The following is a 21,401-nucleotide window of genomic DNA, read 5'->3' on the forward strand; positions in this document are numbered from 1 at the left end:
AGAATTTACACAAACATTGTTTGCGTGGATGGGTGGTAAACACTATCTACGTAAGAAAATTATACCGATTTTAAATAGCATTGACCATGAAACCTATGTTGAACCATTTTTAGGCTCTGGTGTTATTTTCCTCAATAAAAGACCAGCAAAATATTCCGTGATTAATGATTTGAATGGAGAGATCACGAATCTGTTTCAATGTGTTCAAAATGACTTTGATGATTTAGCCAAACGACTAGAATGGTTTGTTTGTTCAAGACAGTTGTTTTTTGAACTTGCGGCTATTGAACCAGAGAGCCTCTCCAAAGTTGAAAGAGCCGCACGTTTTTTGTTTCTCCAACGTTGTGTGATGTATGGGAAAAAAGATTATGTCTCTTTTGGCTTTGGAAGGAAAAAGCCTACATTATTTAATCCCGATAAGCTGTTATCAAGGATGCGGCGTGTTAGACAGAAGCTTCTTGATACGACAATCTTAAATTTGTCGTGGGATCGGGTTATTGAGCTTTTTGATGCACCCGACAGTTTATTTTATTTAGACCCGCCTTATCTTGTGAAGAAGAAGTGTTACAGCTCTGGGAATTTTGTTGGAGATGATTTTGTGAACATGGCAAAAGTTCTCAAAGGGATCCAAGGTAAATTTGTCTTGAGTCTGAATGATTGTGATGCGGTTCGAGAGATTTTTAGGGATTTTGACTTTTTAGAATTAGAGACCCTTTGGACAGCAGGTACAGCTAAAAAAACACCCCGAAAAGAACTCTTGATTCGCAATAATTAGAGAGACGGTTGCAAAATCCTATTCCCTCACTTTTATTTACGTATCCCTCACTTTAAAAATATATGAAGTATCAATAACTTAATAGCAATATCAAGCTATATGGTGGGCGTGACAGGGATTGAACCTGTGACCCCTACGATGTCAACGTAGTGCTCTCCCGCTGAGCTACACGCCCATTTATTGATGTTGCATACACCATATAGAATACCAAACGTCAATGCCTAATTTCATTTTCTCTTTCAACAGATGAAAATAACTTTAAAAAAATACTTTTTAAGCAGCGATAAGGATCTTTTCAACCTCATTGACGAGTTCACGTAAGTGAAATGGCTTAGAGAGAACCTTTGCATCAGGAGGGGCATCGCTATTTGAATTGAGTGCTACCGCTGCAAAACCTGTAATGAACATTACTCGTAAATCAGGGTCAATCTCAGTAGCACGTCGTGCGAGTTCGATACCATCCATCTCTGGCATCACAATATCAGTCAGGAGAAGGGAAAATGGCTCTTCTTGTAAACGTTCATAGGCGCTAATACCATTATCGAAATCGGCGACTTCGTAGCCTGCACGTTCTAGGGCTTTTACGAGAAAGCGACGCATATCGTTATCATCTTCTGCGAGCAGGATTCGTTTCATGATTATGTTCCAATGGCTCCATTTGTCAGAGTTTTGCCGCATCAATTATACAATATAGAGTATTTATAAAAAAGATGGTAAAACGCTCATAATTGAAATGAATGGCAAAATGGTTAATTCTTACATTCTTATTCAGAATACAGCATAATCGTTGTGAGTTGGTTAAATTCGAAATATATGTGATTTTGAAAAAGAAGGGGTTCTCTAAAACTTTTAAAATGATTCATTGCTATCTTTTCTTTTAAATTTGCTGATTGTTATCAGAATTCCATTAAAAAACTTATGAAAACCGTTATTGTAGGGATTTCTTATATTGAGCAATTAGAAGAATATTGTGTTAATTTATTGTTTTTAAAAAGTTCTCCTAAGAAATAGAATTTTTATAGCTATTTGTTTTTATAGAGATTTGTAATGATTATTATAAATGCGCTTTATTTTCAGTTTTTTCTTAAATATAAGAAAACTATTATTTTTATAGATATAATATTAAATTAGCCATTAGTAATATATCAAAAATAGTATTTTGATGATTTACTTATAGATATGTACCATGTTATATTAATATATATTTATTACTTTTATTAATTATATAAAATATTTTTTATGATGTAAATTAATATTGTTTAATGTAATGATATACTTTGTATATTAGTTTTTTTATTAAAATGCGTGGTGAATATTTAGGTCATAGCTAGCCTGTAGAGGCTAGAAAACGAATCATATGAGTGGTTGGAAAGTAAAATCCGTTATATTAAAAAGTATTTGTAGACCCAATGTTCGTAGAAATTTACTTTTTTGATGGGGCGGAGCGGAAATTAAGGTTTAGTTTTATTTTATAGATACATTACTGGGAATAAATGCATCAAATGCTGCCCAAAATTGCTTTTTATAATCTTCATTAACCATAATTGTATCCAGTTCAGCACCTTTAATAGTAATACTTTCTGTCAGACGTGTGTGTTGGCATAATTGCCGTACTTCAATGTTGTTTGCAATATTGTTTTGATTGGCAAGAATAAAGAGTGTTGGGATTCGTAAATCTCCGTGAAGTACATTTCTCTTCATAGAATCAATCGCATTAAATACCGATGCCATCCATTGCGATGTTGGGGGCTTAATGGAAGAGATTGGCACTTTATGCATGTGTTCCAATTGTATATTTTTTTGTTTTGTTTTGTTTAATTTTTTCCCATCTTTCGCTGGTATAAAGCCAAGACCTATATCAGAAAGAAATTGTGTTAATTTATGTTGAAAACCATTCGTTTTATTGCCGAATGGAGCGAAAAGCGGAGAAACACAGAGTAATCTACTAAACTGATGATTAATAAGATCTAATCCGCTAAGTGCTATCAATCCACCTATGCCATAGGTGAGCATAGAGTAAGGAGGCGGACAATTAGGATAAACAATATTTTTAAGAAATTTATATAAGTCATTAAGATCATTATTTATATCAAAACAGTGATGTCGGATTTTTTTTCTTATCTTGAAGGATTTTTTTTCTTGATCAAACCAGTCAAATATTGCTGTATGAAAACCGCGTTTAGAAATTTCATTTATTAATAAAAAATATTTTTCTAAAGCATTTGCGTAGCTTTTGAGAATAACAATTGTTCCTTTAGATTTTTCCACCTCAGGATATGTTATCCCAAAACGAATTTCGTGATCTATTGCTATTTTAAGAGTACCATGATGGATATTAGGAGGAGTGGAACCCCAGTCTATGGGATAAAGAGGTGTTTCCAATTGAAATCCTTTACAGTGTATTTGCTGCTTAGTGCTTTGAGATTTATGTAATGAAGAAAAAAGATTTAAAAAGGGGTATATTTCTTTTTAGATAGTTTTTATCAATTTAGGTCCAAAAGAGTTGAAATAAAGAAAAGCGATTACCAGATAATATGGTGTGGTTGCCATGATGGGACCGCAGGTTCACAAGCAAGTTTGCCATTTGGGAACTTTGTGAATTAATTATTAAGTTATAGTCGCTCTAGAGGAGGGCAATATTATGCGTCAAGTAGATTTTTCACCATTTTATCGTTCCACAGTAGGTTTTGATCATCTTTTTAACTGGTTTGATTCTAGAACACAACCAGATGAAGTTTCTTCTTATCCCCCTTATAATATCGAGCGTTTAACTGAAGATTCTTATAGAATTTCTATGGCGGTTGCTGGTTTTTCCCAAGATGAAATTGATATTGAAACGCATTGTAACCAGCTGATCGTTAAGGGAGATAGAAAGACTAAAAATGATGATAAAGAGCGAGAATTCCTTTATCGAGGCATTGCTTCGCGTGCTTTTGAACGGCGTTTTCATTTGGCTGATCATGTTAAGGTTATTGGAGCAGAACTTGGAGATGGGCTTCTTCATATTCAGCTTAAACGGGAAATGCCAGCGGAATTAAAACCTAAAAAGATAACCGTACAGATGTCACCAGCCATTACAAAAAATGATAACAGCGAAATTATCGTGTAGGAAAATTTAGAAAATATAAGACCGAATAATTATAAATTTTTCTGAAGAATAAAAAACGCGAGACAAAAGGTCTCGCGTTTCGTGTGTTCCTAAGAACGAATCTTATTTTAATGAAACAGCTTATCTCGAATTTATGATAAAATGTTATTGCATATTATTCTACGTTGAAGAAAAAAATCATGTATGTGCAATTGAAATGCATAATAATTCATTTTTTAAGTAAGCTTATTTTTTATTTTATAGAATTTAAAAAATGGTCGGAGCGGCGGGATTTGAACCCACGACCCCTTGACCCCCAGTCAAGTGCGCTACCAAGCTGCGCTACGCTCCGAGTTCGTGTAAAACGATTAAATGACTGTTTCTTTAAAGGCAAGAGAAAAAATAAACAGAATAAAATCTAAAATGCTTTTGCACTTAGAGTTTTTGAAAGTAAAAATTTGGGACATCAATATTTTGTTGTCAGTTCAAGATACGTAATGAATCTATAAAATTCTTTGTGATCATTAAACTTTTAGCTCTATATTTAATAGATGTATGCATTTAACTACTTTTGCAGATTTTGAAGGGGTAAGATTGGTGGCTTTAGGGGTATGAATTGGAGAAGGAGGGGAGCAAATGAATGCGGGAGGTATATTTTTTCCTTATTTAATCGTTACTTTTCTAAAAAGATAAAGATTTTCAAAAGGAGAGGAGTGAATGTATGACATTGAAACATTTTCCTTTGAGTTTTTATAGACGAGGCATTTTGCATTTTATGTGGACAAAAAATTGTAAGTTCTGGATTGTATAATCACAAATCTCATTTTATGGGTATGCGTTTTTATCCAAATAAACAAGATCAGAATGCATTAATTAATGTTTTGTTGTTTTTTTTCTAAAATACCAGATAGAATATTGTAGAGGAAAAACTTTCAAAGTTTCTATTGAACTAAGAAAAGAGTAAACGATGAGCCGTTTTTCGGTAATAAATTTGACGGAAGCAGCAGTGGATCGTGTTAAAGCGATTATGGATGCAAAAGATGCACAGGGTATTCTTGTTGGAATCAAAAAAGGTGGTTGTGCAGGGATGGAGTATACAATTACTCTTGTCAAAGAAAAGGGGATAGATGCGGATGTTGTTGAAGTGAATGGTGCCCGTGTTTTTGTAGCACATGATGCGGTATTATTTTTATTAGGGACGCAGATGGATTATGAAGTGACAACGCTTCGTTCTGGTTTTGTCTTTAAAAATCCTAATCAAGTTTCAGCATGTGGGTGTGGCGAATCGGTGGAACTTCGTCCTGCTACGCAGGATCAATATAAAACAAATTAAGCTGAGCTAAATTATAATTCAGTAATTTTAGGGGAAATTTTTCTTTTAGGGAAGAAATCTACTATTTTTTATCGTTCATTTTTAGCTTGTTTCCAAAGTGCTTCCATTTCATTCAAGGATGCATCAGTGAGTGTTTTAGATTGAGTGGATAGCATTTCTTCAATATAGGCGAAACGATTTCGAAATTTTATATTCGTTTTTTTTAATGCTTTTTGTGAATCAATCGCTAAGTGGCGTGCGAGATTAAGGAGAATAAAGTAGAGATCTCCAAACTCTGCTTCTATTTCTGAATTTTGTTTATTTTTGATGGCTTCTTTGAGCTCTTCAAGTTCTTCTTCTATTTTTTCAAAAACTTTATCACTTTTTTGCCAATCAAAACCTACTCTAGCTGCTGCTTCTTGTAAAGCAAGTGCCTCTTGGTTTGCTGGCTGGATTTGTTTTACTTGTGCGAGTATGCTTGTGGAGGAATTGGTGTTTTTTTCTTCGTGCAATTTTTTTTGTTCAGCCTGTTCTCTTTTTTTTATATATTCCCACTCCTCTTTTATAAATCCGCGTTTTTTTTGCTCGGCATTTCCAAAAACGTGAGGATGGCGTCGAATCATTTTTGCCGTGATTGCATAAACAACATCTTCAAAAGTAAAGCTGCCTTCTTCTTGTGCAAGGATAGTATGATAGATAACTTGTAAAAGAAGATCCCCAAGTTCTTCACAGAGATCCTTTCGGTTTTTTCGTTCAATGGCATCGATGACTTCGTAAACTTCTTCGAGCATATAGGGTATGAGGGATTCAAAAGTTTGTTTTTTATGCCAGATACAGCCACTATCAGCATTCCGTAATGCAGTGATAATTGCAGTGAGATCTTTGATATTTTTTGAGGCTAACATTTGCACTTCCTTTATAAGCAATAGAGCTTATGTTAGATGTCCCAACGTCTATGTAACCACATCCATTGTCCAGGATATTCACGGACCCAAGATTCAACAATACCATTTAACTTTTGCGTAGAAGCAGCTATATCGATATCGTTTTTTTCATCACGTGGAAGTTCTACATGCTCATATAACTCTAAACGATGACGTCCATTAGGCAAACGAATACAACGTGTTGGATAAATATCACAATCATATTGTCGAGCAAGTTTTATAATTAAGGGATTTGTTTTAAGGGGTCTGTTAAAAAATGTTCCCATGATTCCGCGGCGAAATTTTTGATCAACGAGCATACCAACATTTTCACCTTCTTCTAATTTGGCTGCTAATGCCCATGCTGCACCGGCCTTGGAGGGAACAAGATGTCCCATAGAAGTTTGTCGTGCTTTAAGGATTCGTTTGGCAACATAGGGATTATTAGGTGGTCTAAATAATACCGTAACATTAAGATCAAAACTTTGTGCACAAATAGGCAGAAGTTCGAAATTTCCAGTATGTGCAGTGAAAAAAATATGTGGTTTTTTTTCATTTTTTAATCGCTCAAATATTTCAACGCCTTTAACCTCAATGAAACCTGGTTCGTTCGTATGAGGATCAAAATCAAAAATTTTATCAAGAAAAATATATTCGGCTAGGAAACGTCCTATATTTTCCCACATTTCTATTGCAATCGCATGGAGTTCTTGCTCTGTTTTTTCTGGATATGCACTCCTAAGGTTTGCAAGTGTGATTTGATGACGATGTACAAGGGGACCAATTTTTTTTGCTAACCAAGCAAAAAAAGAAATTCCCATTTTGGCAGGAAAGCATTTTAGAATAAATAAAGAACCAAAGAGCAGATATGCCCATAACAAGTAGGATATTTTTTTAGCTATAATTTTAATACGATATATGAGATTTTTAAGAGAAAGCTTCATCATGATTAATCGATTTTAAGGATAATTTTACCAAAAACATCACGGCTCTCCATTCGTTTTAAAGCTGTATCAATTTCATCAAGCTCAACAATTGTATCAATGACAGGGTGTACAGTTTTTTCTGCCATTTTTTGCATGGCGTTTTTCATATTTTCCATACGGCAGCCAAATGAACCGAATATCTTAAGTTGTTGTTGGAATAATTGCATGAGATTGATTGGTGCTGAAACACCAGAGGTAGAACCGCAAGTCACTAAGCGTGCTCCTTTTTTCATACATAACAGAGAACCGTTCCATGTATCTACACCAACATGCTCAAAAACAACGTCAACACCTTTTTTTTGGGTTAATTTACGCACCACACCTTCAAAACGGTCTTTACGATAATTAATTACATGATCTGCTCCAAGAGAGTGTGCTTTTGCAATCTTTTCATCTGAACCTACAGTTGTGATAACTGTACAGCCTATGTGTTTTGCAAGTTGAATGGCTGCAGAGCCAATACCTGAACCACCAGCCTGTATCAGGATTGTTTCTCCTGCTTGTAGTTTTGCGTTATCGAAAAGCATGTGTTCTACGGTACCAAAAGTAATTGGAGCAACTGCTGCCTGCAATTCATCACATTGGGGAGGTGATGGAACTAATAAACGTGCTGGCAAATTGACAAGCTCACACGCAAATCCATCAAGGTGAAAACCGTAGACTCCCTTTACATGACTGCAAAGATTATCCCGCCCTTCATGACAAGCTTGGCATATTCCGCAAGTTTTTGCACCATAAATTGAGACAATCTGTCCAAGTTGGAGATGTTCAACGCCATCTCCTATTTGTATAACCTCACCAGAGGCTTCTGCACCAATGATGAGTGGCATTTTTCTTTTCGCAAAAGCCATGCCACGCCATCCCCATACATCAATATGATTAAGAGCAACGGCTTTTATCCGCACAGTTACTTCACCTATACTAGGTGAAGATGGCGGGGAAATATTGGTGATTTCAAGCCGACGATCATCGAAGAGTTGCAGTGCACGCATTATCATCCCCCTTAAATATATTATTAGGTTAGCGTTATAAAATTTTATTATTAAAGGATTATCCTTTATATGCAGTGATAACAAGACTCATATTTTGACCACCAAATCCAAATGAGTTTGACAAAACCGCATTGACACAGGCTTTACGGCTATGATGAGGAACAACATCTAAAGGGATAGCAGGGTCAGGATTATCATAATTTATTGTAGGTGGAAGTATCCCCGATTGAATGGTTAAAAGCGAAAAAACCGCTTCTATTGCACCAGCAGCAGTTAATGTATGCCCAATCATTGATTTATTAGAAGAGACTGGAATATGCTCTAAAAGATCACCGAATACTGTTGATAATGCAAGATATTCCATTTTCTCATTTTCAGGTGTCGAAGTTCCATGTGCATTAATATAATCAATTTCATTGATGGTTATTTTTGCATCATTTAAAGCTTTGCGAACGGATTCAATTGCTGGTGATGCATCGGGTTTTGAACGTGTACGGTGAAAATCATCGGCGGTTTCTCCACAGCCAGCTAAAATTCCTAAAACTGTAGCATTACGGTTTAATGCGCTTTGAAGAGATTCAAGAACAAAAGCACCTGAGCCTTCTGCCATAACAAATCCATCCCGATCACGGCTAAAGGGTTTTGCTGCTTTTTCAGCAGGATCATTTTGGATTGAAAGAGCAGATAGTAACGAAAAACGGATGAGAGATTCTGCTGAAACTGATCCATCTGTCGCAATTATGAGAGCTCGATTTGTCTCTCCCCGTCTAATAGACTCAACACCTAATTGAATTGCTGTTGCCCCAGATGCACAAGCAGTGGAAAGTGTAACAGGAAGTCCTTTTGTGCCAAATCTTTTTTGAAGTTTTTCTGCAATTGCACCAAATTGTGTGGTTTCAAAAAGCTTTTCATGGAGTTTATCCTTACAGACTTTAAGAAGATGTGCATAAGAAGGTTCATTATTGAATTCTTGCTCTTGATCAAGACTAAAACGTGCGGTCCATTCAAGTTCAACAGGAGGAGCAGCGAGAAAGAGTGGTCCATTAAAATTTTTTTTATCAATAGCAGCTTGTTCCAAAGCTTCTTCAGCAGAAAGATGTGCAAGCTTCTCAGAGAGAGCTGAAGCACCAAGTGTACTTTCTTTGAGAAAATCAATTGTTCCAGCAATATATGTATTTAATCCCTCAACGGGAAAACGTGTTATTTTGTGGATACCGCTTACACCGCTTGTTAATTTTTGCCAATTTTCATGTTTCCCTTGTCCCAGTGATGTGACAATGCCTGCTCCAGTTATTGCTACAAGTGGACGTCCAAAATGATCATGATATTTCACTATAGAAATTCCCCTTCAAATAACTGTAAGACGCACAATACCTTCAGCTCTTTTTATACCGATAGTTGTAACAAATATTTCACGTACTTCTTTAGAAAAAGGTTTTTCATGAGGACTTAATGCTGGAAAACTGTGTTTTTTTTCAATTGAAAGTGCTGCAAGAGCTAGAGCTAGAGGAAATTGTGCTTCCCGCATATAACCAAATAATGTTGTAATGCCACGGTAAGATAGATCAGCATTGTCAAGAGCATTTTTCTCTGCCTTTGTTGCTTCGTGAGCTCCTGAGGCTGCTGAGATGGCTAAGGCAGATTTAGCGCCCGCAGTTTTTAACATTGTTGCAATTGACTCTCTAAGCGGAATTTTGGTTCTATCTGTTTGGTCTGTAATAATTTGGCTAATTTCAGCATAAGCACGTGCGTTGCGTTTTTTTGCATGTTCTCCACTTTCAAGAACTAGGAAGATACCACCAGAACCGGCTATGATACCGCCGCCAGGGTGGATTTCACGATCCCACACTGGGCTCCATCCATTATGGGTTAAAAGACCAGCAAGCTCATGCGCCAACAACATGTCATAACTTTGTGCATTATAGGAACCTCCTACAAGAGCATGGGTACTTTGACCTGATTGAATACGAGCTACAGCAATTTGAAGTGCAGAAAGCCCACAGCCTTCTTCTCCCATAAATGTACGAGATGATCCAGTGACTTTATGAACAATTGAAATGTTTCCTGCTAAAAGGTTTGAAAGTTGTGCCAAAAATAATGTTGGACGAAGTTCAGTTGAAAGAGCAACATTTAACATAGAGGCATGATCGGCAACTGTGCGCGCTTTAGAAAGAATCTGTGTATCAACAGTAATATCACGCTCTCCTCCACTTGCTGCTACGATCATATCCATTGTTGAAGTGAGTTGTTCATTATTTTTCATGCCGGCATCATCAAGAGCAAGACCAGCCGCATAGGTACCAAGACGCTGCCATGTTCCCATTTGCCGTTGATCGCTTTTTTTAGGAATTTGTAAATTCCAATCAATTTCAGGCAATTTATGAACCGTGTAGGGTGAAAACGTTGTACAATCTAGATTTGGTGTACGGATTGGATTATTTAAGAGATTCCAATGTAGATCAGTTCCTTCCCCCAGAGAGCTTATGAGGCCTATACCAGTGATGAATACGGATTGATTATGCATGATGAAAATTAACCTGCCTGTTTTAAGGCAACGAGATCATCAATTTTTGCACAAAGGTTTTTAAGAACAAAATATTCTTCTGTTGCAACGGTACCTTCGTTGACTTCTTGTGTCCATTGTTCTAGAGGGACTTTTATTCCGAAAGCTTTATCAATAGCAAAAACAATATCAAGAAAATCAAGACTGTCAATTCCTAGATCGTCAATTGTATGACTTTCAGGTGTAATTGTATTGCGATCAATTTCACTGATTTCTGCAATGATATCAGCAACTTTATCAAACGTGGAAGGCAATGTAAGGGTTCCTTATTATAGAGTTAGTAAATTCAAAATACATTTAATATTGCTCTTCTAGCCTTTTTTCTCTTTAAAAAAAAGACTTAATCCAGAATATAGCTGTCTTTTCTATAGAGAAAAGAGGTTTACAATACATGAAATACTATATCTCAATATTAAAAAAACTTTGAAATTTTATTGCACATTTATTTTACGAGACTATTTTTTCTATTGGCCGCAAGGACAGCAAGGGCTGTTATATTAACAACTCCCCGTGAAGTTACTGAAGGCGTTAAGATATGGGCGGGACGTGCTGCCCCGATTAAAATAGGACCAACATGGAGTGCATTTGTGAGGCTTTTAACAGTGTTGAGCGTGATATTGGCTGCATCAAGTGTTGGAAAGACAAGCAAATTAGCTTCACTTTTAAGACGAGAATCAGGAAAAACACGATCACGAAAAACTTTGGAAAGGGCAGCATCACCATGCATTTCGCCATCTGCTTCTAAATCAGGGTGTAATTTGGCAAGAATTTCTGTTGCACGTCGCATTTTACGCGCACTTTCCGTGTTTTTAGAACCAAAGTTTGAGTGTGATAATAAGGCTGCTTTTGGTGTTATTCCAAATGCTTCAACTTCTTGAGCTGCCAACACAGTCATTTCAGCGATTTCTTCTGCAGAAGGATTTTCATTAACGTAAGTATCTGTGAGGAAAAGAGTACGTTGTTGAGAGATAAGCAAACTCATAGCAGAAAAACGGTGAACTTTAGGATCAAGACCGATAATTTGTTCAATCAATTCAAGTTGACGTTCAAAACGTCCTTCTAAGCCGCAAATCATTGCATCTGCTTCTTCACGCATGACGGCAAGGGCAGCAATAGCCGTTGTTGATGTTCTCACTACGGTTTTTGCCATTTCAGGCGTAACACCACGCCTTCCTGTATAATGAAAAAATAAATTAACATAATCACGAAAACGTGGATCATCTTCAGGGTTTGTTAATTCAAAATCTATACCAGGACGAATTCTTAAACCAAAGCGTTTTAATCTCGCTTCCACGACATGAGGACGGCCGATAAGGAGAGGCGTTGCTGTTTGTTCTTCAATGACAACTTGTGCTGCACGAAGGACGCGTTCATCTTCACCATTGGCATAGATGACGCGTTTACGTTTTGCTGTTTTTGCTGCAGCAAAAACAGGTTTCATTGTTAAACCAGAAAGAAAGACAAATCGATTGAGGATATCATAGTAGGCTTCCATATCTTCAATGGGACGAATGGCGACACCAGTTGCCATTGCTGCTTTAGCGACAGCGGGAGCAATACGCAGTATTAAACGCGGATCAAAAGGAGAGGGGATCAGATAGTCTGGTCCAAAATTGGGTGGTTCTTTTGAGTATGCACGTGCTACAACATCTGAAGTTTCTTCACGTGCAAGGGCAGCAATAGCATGAACAGCGGCCATTTTCATTTCTTCATTAATTGCACGAGCACCTACGTCTAATGCACCACGGAAGATATAGGGAAAACAAAGGACATTATTAACTTGATTGGGATAATCAGAGCGTCCTGTGCAGATCATTGCATCTGGCCGTATAGAGCGTGCTTCTTCAGGCATAATTTCTGGTACTGGATTAGCTAGCGCTAAAATGAGTGGATTTTGAGCCATTCTTTTAAGATATTCAGGCTTTAAAACACCACCCGCAGATAGACCTAGAAAAATATCCGCATCATCAATAATATCAGATAAAGTTCGTGCGTCCGTTTTTTGTGCGTAATTGATTTTCCAACGATCCATAAGGGTCTTGCGACCTTCATAAACAACACCCTCTAAGTCACTAAGCCAAATATTTTCAACTTTCGCCCCAAGACGAACCAAAAGATTAAGACAAGCTAGGGCAGCAGCACCTGCACCTGAGGTAACTATTTTTGCATTTTCAATTTTTTTTCCTGAAAGATTTAAGGCGTTTAATACAGCCGCAGAAACAATAATGGCAGTTCCATGTTGGTCATCATGAAAAACTGGAATATTCATTTTAGCACGAAGCTTTTCTTCGACGTCAAAACATTCAGGAGCCTTAATGTCTTCAAGATTAATACCACCAAATGTAGGTTCTAAGGTCGATATTGTTTGCACCATTTGTTCTATATCGGAAGCATCAATTTCAATATCAAAAACATCAATATTTGCAAATTTTTTAAATAAAACGGCTTTGCCTTCCATAACTGGCTTTGAAGCGAGTGGACCAATGTTTCCTAAACCAAGAACAGCAGTTCCATTGGATATAACAGCGACTAAATTAGCACGGGAGGTATATTGGGCAGCAAGAGTGGGATCTTCATGAATCGCAAGACATGGTGCTGCAACGCCTGGAGAATAAGCAAGAGCCAAATCACGTTGATTATCAAGAGGTTTTGTTGCTTGTATTTCCAATTTTCCAGGTTTTGGGTGTTGGTGATAAAAAAGTGCGGCACTGTCAAGTTCAGCTTTTGGTGAACTGAAATCACTATTTCGTTTTCTAGACATTTTTATGATATCCAAGTTAGCGTATGTGTATACGAGATGTCCCATCTACGATAAGGTTTTGTCCACTAATAGATCCTCATTTCTCTGAATATCAAAATGCATGAGCATGAGCAAATTTTTCTGGATCGTAAAACCAGTTCGATGATTCTTTTTGTTTGTGTGCATGAATAATTTCATTGATAGCAGCACGATTAGTTTTTTCTTTTCCTTAATAAAACGCGTAAAAATTGATTAGTCTACAAACAAATAAAATATTACTAATGATTACATTACCAAGCCATTATTTTTTTTGCAATGCTTACAAAATAAGGAAAGAAAAGAAGAGTGTTGTCTATTAACTTCATTTTCTTTATTTAAATTTCTATAGGGAGCTAGAAGAAATTTTAAATAACAATTTGCAATTTATAAATTGTTTTTGCAGCTATTTAAAAGGAAATTGGAACTTTAAAAATGAAAGTTGTTTTGTTTATTATTCAATTAAACTCTTAATAATGCGATCTGTACATTTTTAATATACTGACAAATGTGTGTTTTAATAAACGAAAGGTATATCAGAAACAGCTGTAATTGCATGTTTTATACCTAAAGTTCATATATTCCGTATAATGCGTTACTTTATAATTTATAATGAATTATCTCGTATGTTGAGTAAAAAATTTTAATATAATACGATTCATTCATTTCAAATCCACCTATAATAATAAAAAATATTTACTTATATATTTCAAGCTAAGAAAGAAACAGAAATGTTTCTTATAAACTATTTCACAAAAGCACGAAAAATATTGAGAATTAGAAAATAAATAATATTATTATTTTTGTATCTTTATGAAACTATGAAAAATAAAGGGATTAAGAGAAGGATAAGAAAATATGCTTCAGGGGTATTGTTTAGGATATCAAAGAAAACCGCATGCCAATTATTCCAGCCTTTGAAGTACAAAGCTACAGTTGAAAGAAAAGGACTCTACGATGAACCACTAAAACAACTGGAGAGAGAGAAAAAGTGGAAAAAATATTTTTCCACTTTCTTATTTGTTTATTGGATTCGACCACTTGCATGAGCAAGCATAGTATAAACTTTTCCGGTATCTGATATCAGGTATTTGCGAACTGAGTTGGAAGAACCAGAACTGTGCAATATATCACGTAAGAGCTTTTCGAAATCTGTAATATATTGACTCACTGAACGTTTAAACTCAAAATCGCTCATATATTTTCTCTTAATCATTTCAAATATTTTTTGTCCATTTAAAGTATAAAGGCGTTCTGTTACGATATTTTTTTGCCCACGTTGATAATGATCCCATAGCTCAACAATGGCATTATGATTAATAGCTTGCACTATACCAGAGGCTAATGAATTAAGAGAGCTGTTTGCAGGAGATGGTTTTGTTTGCACTGATGTTAAAACATTATCACTAGGGGGAGCATCATAAAACGTTTCTTCACGTGAAGCCCTTTCTAAGAGATTTGACACCCATTTATTTGGTCTTTTTTTGCTTTGATCTTGTTGCAAAATAGGCTTAGGTGGCACAATTTTTTTAATGGACTCAGTGGAACTGTCACTTCTTTGATTAAACATTGATGATGCAGGAAATTCTGATATCAGCTGTTTTTTTGCGCTCTTTTGATCATTTTGTATAACACTGACTAGATCTTGTAACGCTGTAATCTGTTCATTCAAAGCTGTGCGAATTGTTTGCGTTGTTTCTTTTGTCTTTTCTGGAAGTTTTTTTACATTTTCATCGATATCATCATTAATCTTTGAAAGCTCTAAACGAACTTCATCAGCGGAACGACGTATATCTTCTGCTGCTTCTGAAAAACGCGTTGATGCTTCACTAACAAGCCTATTAAGTGATTGTTGGAATGAATTTGTGGAGTTACGCGCATTCTTATCAGAGCGTTCAAGTGCTAAGTTAAAGATTTTTTCATAATGCCCAATCATTTGATTAATTTCATGAGATTTTGAAACAAGAGCATCGCTTAATACAGAAAGCGTATTATGTTTTTCTTCAAGTGTTGCACTAAGTGAATTTTCAGATTGTTCAAGAACGTGAATAGTTTGGGAAAGTGTCTTTGCATGTTCACCAAAGCTACTTGTTATATGATTAATTTGTTCAAAGGTATTCTTTGAAAGTCCTTGCAGAATTTCAACATTATTATTGAGCGCTTGATTTGAGACTGATAAACGCTCTGCTACTTGGTCCGTGTTGCGGAAAAAATTATTCGCACTCTCATTAAACTGACCATCAATATTTTGAACAGCTGACAATAAAACATTGCTATTTTCGTGAAAATTGTAAATTGATTGATTCAACTGTGTTAAGATGGATGAGACATTATTAACAAGCTCTTCCTTCATAACCGTTATTGTTTGAAGTGTTTCAGAGTTAGCTTTGGTTAAGCTATTCACTAAAGATTCATTATGTGCATAAATTCTTTGTTCAGCATCTTGTGTGGAAAGAGAGAGTTGTTCACCGATATGCTGTGTTAAAGAATCTATTGATTCTGTCGTATTTTGCGCTGCTTGATTTAAGTGATTTGTAAGCTCTGTTATTTTTCCAACATGTTGTGAAATTTGTGTTGTTGTTTGATTTCCTGCATCTTCCAGACGGCTTGTTACATCAGAGAGCTGATATCCTAAATTATTTTTAAGATTTTGCATAGAGTGATGAAGAACATCACAGCGTTCATTAAGGACCTGCTCTATTGCTGTTGTTGATGTATGAATAGTTTCGTTCAATAATGCGTGTGCATTATGACTGGCTGTTGCGAAAGCTTCGACAGTATGCGCTGTTTGTTCAGACAGAACTGACAGAACTTTTTCACTGGTATCATAAACAGTTTTTTTGACATTTGATACAATGCGATTGCCTGATTCTGAGAGAATATTTTCTGCTTGTGCAGTAACATTTGTAACAGATGAAAGAATTTGTTCACTCGTAGAAGAAAGAATATCAGAAGCTTTTATAATCTTATTATGCAGGTTATCTGTAACTGTATTAACAGAGTCTTCTAAGGTTACACGCATATTGTCAACACTGCTTTCCAGCGCTTGTTGAATTATCTGACTTTGCTCATTATTAAGCATGAGAGACGTTTTTAACGTGTCAGAACGTTCCTCAATAACAGATGTTTGCATATCAATGGCTTCACAGATTTGGCTAAATTTTTCAGATAATGTTTCCTCTAGCGTTGTTGTTCGTTCAAAAATTTTGTGTGCACGATCTTCTAGATCTGTATCGAATGATTCCATACGTGTTTCAAGGGTTTCAAAGAAAACACCACTCGATTGAGAGAGAGTATTCTTTAAAATTTCGGCATGGCTTTCAATGCTTTTGATATGATCTTGAACCGTTTCAGTAATGTTTTTATTATTGGCGACAATTGCACTCTCAACTAAATCTATTTGTTGTTTCAATGCAACATCGACACGTATATCACTTTTTGCAATGAGGTTATGGATTGTTTCCATGCGTTGCTCAAGTGTGCGTGCTTGATCGGCAAGAACTTCATTGAGAGAAAAACTATTAATTGCTAAAGAGTCACGCAGAGCATCGGCACGGATATCAATATTTCTCGCTTGTGCTTCTAAAGCATCTTGAGTTGTATTGCAGCTTTGTACAATGACATCTTGTAGTTTTTCAGTGCATTGAATGATGTTTGTAATATGATTTTCAGCTTTTTTATCAACGACTTGAATATTGTCAGCCAAAACTTTTTCAATATGAGAAGTATTTTGGGACAAGACATCAATTTGATTTCTTAATGTATCCGCAATTTTATTCTTCTCGTTATCAAGCATATCTGCCATAAGAGCTCGTTGATCAGAAAGTTGTACTTTAAAATCTTGTGAACGTTCTTGTATAATATCAACAATGGCATTGTCGACATACTGAATTTCTTCTCTGAGACTTTCTTTACTTTTATCAATTGCAGAAAGAATAGCTTCACGTCCATTTGTAAATGCATGGGTAATGTCTGCTGTTTTTTCTTGGAGGTTTTCATTTATTTTCAAGACATGAGATTCCAAGAAGTTACCAAGTTTTTCAGCATTATCCTCTAAAGCCTGACTGCGTTCTATAAAGGAATCAATGATGGAATCACTATGTTCTTTAAGAGAAAGATCAACAGTTGCTAAACGTTGTTCAAAGGCTCCAATTGCTTGCGAGGTTACGTTATCAAATTTAGAAGAGAGTTTATGTGCTTGGTCGTCGAGCTTTAAGATCTTCTCATCAAAATTCTGTAGAGATTGATTATTACGATCAATAAGAGCTTTATCCAAGGCTTTAAACTTTTCATCGACAGCGTGCAAAGTTTGATCTGTTACTGCTTGTATATGTGTTGCAATTTTAGCAACGTGCACTTCCGCTTTTTCAGCTGTTTCATTAAAAGTCTTTTCTATTTGTTTTTCATTATGATCAAATCGTTTTGCAAAACCATCGAAGTTTTTTCCTAATTCATGAAAAAATTCTGTGTTTTTCTGCTGAATTTGTGTTGTTGTTTTGTTAAATTTTTCAACAAGCTGATTTGTTACGCCATCACCGGCATAGGAAAGTTTTTCAACAAGGTCTTCACCTTGTTTTTGTAAAGTTTGAGAAAGGGTTTGTGCAAGCTTTTCAACATTGGTTACAATGTTAGAGGTAACCAAACCAAATTCATCACTCAGTTGTTCTTGGGTTCCTTTAATTGTTGATTGTACGCGATCTGCGTGATTCAAAATGGCTATGCGTTCATTACTCAATTCTTTGATTAATGTGTGAATGCGTGATTCATTCTCAGCATAGGCTTGTTCTAGATTGTGAACTTCACCTTGAATGATTGCTTCAAGCTCAACAGCACGTCCGAGGGTACGTTCAATACCTTCATTCATTGCCGCTACTTCTTCACGAATGGTTTGCCCTATAGCAATAGCTTGTTTTTCAGATAGATGTTGTGGTTCACTAAGGCGCTGTGCAGCATTTGTCATAAGAAGTGCAATATTGTGCAAGTCATTTGAACGTTTTGTTAATTGAGCAACGCCCCAAGATATAAGGATAGGAATTGCGGTTCCGGCTGCTACAGCAAGTCCTGTTGGGGATGTGACAAAAGTGCTGATATTGGATAAGGAGCTTAGTCCGGTAGGTGCGAGCTTATGCGCAATAAAAGCGCCTCCCGTTGCCCATAAAGCACTAAGCGCTGTTGTATACCAGTAGACTCGAGAGGAAGAACGCTGCTTGAATGGTCCAAAATTTACAGGGGTTGTTATATCATCATTTGCAGGAAGAAGTTTTGTAGGCAACAATGTATTATGAACAGTTCCACCTGAGATATCAGGTGAAGGTTTTGGAGCAAAAAGCTGTTCAACAACGGATTTATCAACAACAGCTTCATCATGAATATTAGAAACAAAAGTTGAAGTACCGTTTTCAGCAAAAAATTCTTCTTCTGCCATTGCAATTTTTTGAATCAGATCATCGACATTAACAACATTTTCAGAATTATTGGATGATATCGTTTCAAATTCTGTGTGATCGAAATCAAAGTTCATAGCTTTTGTGAGGGCTTCTTCAACTTCAACTTCAAATGTTTGCAATTTGGTTCTGCGTGCCATACTCGCCTCGTACTCTTACAGACGGAAAAGGGATACGTCCTCTTCCACATAACTTCTACATACTAGCTGTTAATTATTTAGAAAGGAATATGCTTAGGAAAAAATTTTAAAAACTTATCAAGATAAAGTTAACGCGGTTTCTTATACCCTGGTTAAAAATATTATAAAATATAATAAAAACAATTTATTATTTGAATCTAACAAAAACAAAAATACTGTTTACAACTTGTGTTTATAAAAAACTTTATAAGCCGGTAGTTTTTGAAATAAGGACAATTTAAGTGCGGTTATATATAGTAAGGTGTGAATGCCTCTCTTTAATACCGACGATCGTTAATAAATATTGTTGTCAGCTTACTTTTATTGATTCTAAACGAAGCAGATTCATCATCACATATAGTCTGTAATAGCTTAGGATGTATAAAAGTATGTCTTTGAATTGTAAGCTCATAAAAAAGTAAACGTGGAAAAATTTTTAATTTAATATAGCTTTTTGTAAGTTGCGCTTTATTATTGCCTTAAAGAGCCGTTTTTTCTCTAATTTCAGTTGTTTGTTGCTAAATTTTGAAGCTTCTACGTTGACAATTGGATATTTTTCAGTCGATATGCATGCACGAATATTTTATGCAATTGAGATGAAGGTGTAAGAATAATGGCAGAGCGATCACAACACCTGCAAGATGTGTTTTTAAATACGGTGCGTAAGCAAAAAATTTCCCTTACAATTTTTCTTGTCAATGGCGTTAAGCTCACAGGTATTGTAACTTCATTTGATAACTTTTGTGTTCTTTTGCGCCGAGATGGACATGCGCAATTGGTTTATAAGCATGCTATTTCTACGATTATGCCTGGGCAGCCTGTACAGATGTTTGAGGGTGAAAGTCCTGAGTAAACATATCATTTTAAGATAGACCTCTTATCCCATTTTAAAAGTACTTAGATTGCTATGATAAATGAAAATGAGAGATTAGGAGGGGTATTTTCGCAGAATACAGGAAAGGTGCGCGCACTTGTTTTAATACCGATTTTTCAAGAAAATAGAAGTGAAAGCTCTTTGAGAGAGGGTTCTATATCTTCTCGTGTTAAAGAGGCATTGGGATTAGCGCGTGCTATAAGGTTAGAAGTTGTTAATTATGAAACGATTAATATTGCAACGCCTCGCTCTGCGACTCTCTTTGGAAAAGGTAAAATAGCTGCGTTAACCTGTTATATAGACGAATATTCTATTGAGCTTGTGATTGTAGATCATTTTTTAACGCCAGTACAGCAGCGTAATTTAGAAAAATTATGGAATTGCAAAGTTATTGATAGAACGGCTTTGATTCTTGAAATTTTTGGGGAACGTGCACGAACAAAAGAAGGCGTTTTGCAAGTAGAGTTAGCGCATTTGTCCTATCAAAAAGGGCGACTTGTGCGTAGTTGGACACACTTGGAAAGACAACGAGGGGGGCGTGGTTTCCTAGGTGGACCTGGTGAAACACAAATTGAAGCAGACAGGCGTCTTTTACAAGAGAAAATTATTCGTATTCGCCGCGAATTGGAAACGGTTATTAAAACACGTGCACTTCATAGAGCAAAAAGGAAAAAAACATCTTATCCTGTTGTGGCACTGGTAGGATATACGAATACAGGAAAATCAACTCTCTTTAACCGTTTAAGCGGTGCAGATGTTTTAGCAAAGAATATGTTATTTGCAACGCTTGATCCGACTTTGCGTAAAGTTGTTCTTCCCCATGGAAAAACTATTCTTTTGTCTGATACTGTAGGGTTTATTTCTAACTTGCCAACAAATTTGATTGCAGCTTTTAGAGCAACCCTTGAAGAAGTGGTTGAAGCGGATCTCATTCTTCATGTAAGAGATATGTCAGATTTAGATCATCGTGCACATGCCCAAGATGTTTTAGAAGTGCTTTCAAGCCTTGATATCGATATTGATGATATGCAGCATATTATAGAAGTTTGGAATAAGATTGATATGTTGGATGAGCAGGCATTGAATGTTTTACAAACAAGCGCAAAAACACGATTAAATCCTGCTCTGATGGTATCAGCACTTAAGGGCGAGGGACTCGATCAATTATTAAGAGCCATTGAAAAGCGAATTTTTGGAGAGGTGCAAAGCATTGAATATCTTTTAAAACCGCATGAAATGTCGCTTATCGATTGGTTCTATGAAAACTCTGCGGAAATAGTGCAAGAAGGACATGATGATGGGTCTATTACCATTAGAGCCGTTATTACTTCTGAAGCAAAAAAACAATTAGAGAACATCAAAAAAAATATGAATTAAGTTTTTTAAAGCTATTGCTGAACATTTGTGCTCAAATTTTATGTTTTTCTTATCTGAAAATAATATGACAGCAAGTTAAGAGGATAGTTACTACTTTCTCTTAATAAAACAA

At 35.9% G+C, this 21,401-nt stretch carries 15 protein-coding genes and 2 tRNA genes; 5 read left to right on the forward strand and 12 right to left on the reverse strand.

The window, feature by feature from the left end:
- On the forward strand, positions 1-775 hold a 775-nt coding region (locus ACFIK6_RS06895; RefSeq protein ID WP_375677495.1), incomplete at its 5' end, for a DNA adenine methylase.
- Positions 776-875: 100 nt separating this feature from the next.
- On the opposite strand, the gene ACFIK6_RS06900 is transcribed toward ACFIK6_RS06895, so the two are convergent.
- The 3 genes from ACFIK6_RS06900 to ACFIK6_RS06910 form a co-directional block, all read right to left on the reverse strand.
- Positions 876-950 (reverse strand) — tRNA-Val (locus tag ACFIK6_RS06900).
- A 98-nt stretch (positions 951-1,048) separates the two neighbouring features.
- Entirely contained in the window at positions 1,049-1,411 is a 363-nt protein-coding gene (gene cpdR, locus ACFIK6_RS06905) for a cell cycle two-component system response regulator CpdR (RefSeq protein WP_005773448.1), read from the reverse strand.
- An 828-nt stretch (positions 1,412-2,239) separates the two neighbouring features.
- Positions 2,240-3,157 carry a serine aminopeptidase domain-containing protein gene (locus tag ACFIK6_RS06910; protein ID WP_375642364.1) on the reverse strand — a complete coding sequence of 306 codons (918 nt, stop codon included), beginning with the start codon at positions 3,155-3,157 and terminating at the stop codon, positions 2,240-2,242.
- 259 nt (positions 3,158-3,416) lie between these two features.
- Between ACFIK6_RS06910 and ACFIK6_RS06915 the strand changes: the two genes are divergently transcribed.
- Positions 3,417-3,884 (forward strand): Hsp20 family protein, encoded by a 468-nt coding sequence (locus ACFIK6_RS06915; protein WP_375642363.1) that lies wholly within the window; start codon positions 3,417-3,419, stop codon positions 3,882-3,884.
- A 254-nt stretch (positions 3,885-4,138) separates the two neighbouring features.
- On the opposite strand, the gene ACFIK6_RS06920 is transcribed toward ACFIK6_RS06915, so the two are convergent.
- A tRNA-Pro gene (locus ACFIK6_RS06920) sits at positions 4,139-4,215 on the reverse strand.
- A gap of 615 nt (positions 4,216-4,830) precedes the next feature.
- On the opposite strand from ACFIK6_RS06920, the gene ACFIK6_RS06925 reads away from it, so the two are divergent.
- Entirely contained in the window at positions 4,831-5,196 is a 366-nt protein-coding gene (locus ACFIK6_RS06925) for an iron-sulfur cluster assembly accessory protein (protein WP_015856470.1), read from the forward strand.
- 68 nt (positions 5,197-5,264) lie between these two features.
- Here ACFIK6_RS06925 and mazG read toward each other — a convergent pair whose 3' ends face one another.
- From mazG to ACFIK6_RS06965, 8 genes are all read right to left on the reverse strand, one after another.
- Positions 5,265-6,080 carry a nucleoside triphosphate pyrophosphohydrolase gene (gene mazG, locus ACFIK6_RS06930; RefSeq protein ID WP_375642362.1) on the reverse strand — a complete coding sequence of 272 codons (816 nt, stop codon included), beginning with the start codon at positions 6,078-6,080 and terminating at the stop codon, positions 5,265-5,267.
- A gap of 32 nt (positions 6,081-6,112) precedes the next feature.
- The gene (locus tag ACFIK6_RS06935) at positions 6,113-7,042 is read right to left on the reverse strand and encodes a lipid A biosynthesis lauroyl acyltransferase (protein ID WP_375642372.1); all 930 of its coding nucleotides are present in this window, start codon (positions 7,040-7,042) and stop codon (positions 6,113-6,115) included.
- A gap of 5 nt (positions 7,043-7,047) precedes the next feature.
- Positions 7,048-8,076 carry a zinc-binding dehydrogenase gene (locus ACFIK6_RS06940; protein WP_375642361.1) on the reverse strand — a complete coding sequence of 343 codons (1,029 nt, stop codon included), beginning with the start codon at positions 8,074-8,076 and terminating at the stop codon, positions 7,048-7,050.
- A gap of 58 nt (positions 8,077-8,134) precedes the next feature.
- A complete protein-coding gene (locus ACFIK6_RS06945; RefSeq protein ID WP_375642360.1) occupies positions 8,135-9,409 on the reverse strand; it encodes a beta-ketoacyl-ACP synthase in 1,275 nt (424 codons plus the stop codon).
- Between the two features lie 15 nt (positions 9,410-9,424).
- Positions 9,425-10,600: a beta-ketoacyl-ACP synthase gene (locus ACFIK6_RS06950; protein WP_375677496.1), complete on the reverse strand. Its 1,176-nt coding sequence runs from the start codon at positions 10,598-10,600 to the stop codon at positions 9,425-9,427.
- A gap of 8 nt (positions 10,601-10,608) precedes the next feature.
- Positions 10,609-10,893, reverse strand: coding sequence for an acyl carrier protein (locus tag ACFIK6_RS06955; protein ID WP_375642358.1), 285 nt, complete (start codon positions 10,891-10,893; stop codon positions 10,609-10,611).
- Positions 10,894-11,081: 188 nt separating this feature from the next.
- A complete protein-coding gene (locus ACFIK6_RS06960; RefSeq protein ID WP_375642357.1) occupies positions 11,082-13,400 on the reverse strand; it encodes an NADP-dependent malic enzyme in 2,319 nt (772 codons plus the stop codon).
- Positions 13,401-14,439: 1,039 nt separating this feature from the next.
- Positions 14,440-18,999, reverse strand: coding sequence for a hypothetical protein (locus tag ACFIK6_RS06965; RefSeq protein ID WP_375642356.1), 4,560 nt, complete (start codon positions 18,997-18,999; stop codon positions 14,440-14,442).
- A gap of 652 nt (positions 19,000-19,651) precedes the next feature.
- Between ACFIK6_RS06965 and hfq the strand changes: the two genes are divergently transcribed.
- Together hfq and hflX are read left to right on the forward strand one after the other, a co-directional pair.
- Complete coding sequence (gene hfq, locus ACFIK6_RS06970) at positions 19,652-19,891, forward strand: RNA chaperone Hfq (protein ID WP_005773461.1); 240 nt, start codon at positions 19,652-19,654, stop codon at positions 19,889-19,891.
- Between the two features lie 54 nt (positions 19,892-19,945).
- Positions 19,946-21,289, forward strand: a complete 1,344-nt coding sequence (gene hflX, locus ACFIK6_RS06975) for a GTPase HflX (protein ID WP_375642355.1) — start codon at positions 19,946-19,948, stop codon at positions 21,287-21,289.
- The last annotated feature ends 112 nt before the right edge of the window (positions 21,290-21,401 follow it).

Origin of the sequence: Bartonella sp. AS69XJJH (assembly GCF_042195585.1) — a bacterium.
Taxonomy (GTDB): domain Bacteria; phylum Pseudomonadota; class Alphaproteobacteria; order Rhizobiales; family Rhizobiaceae; genus Bartonella.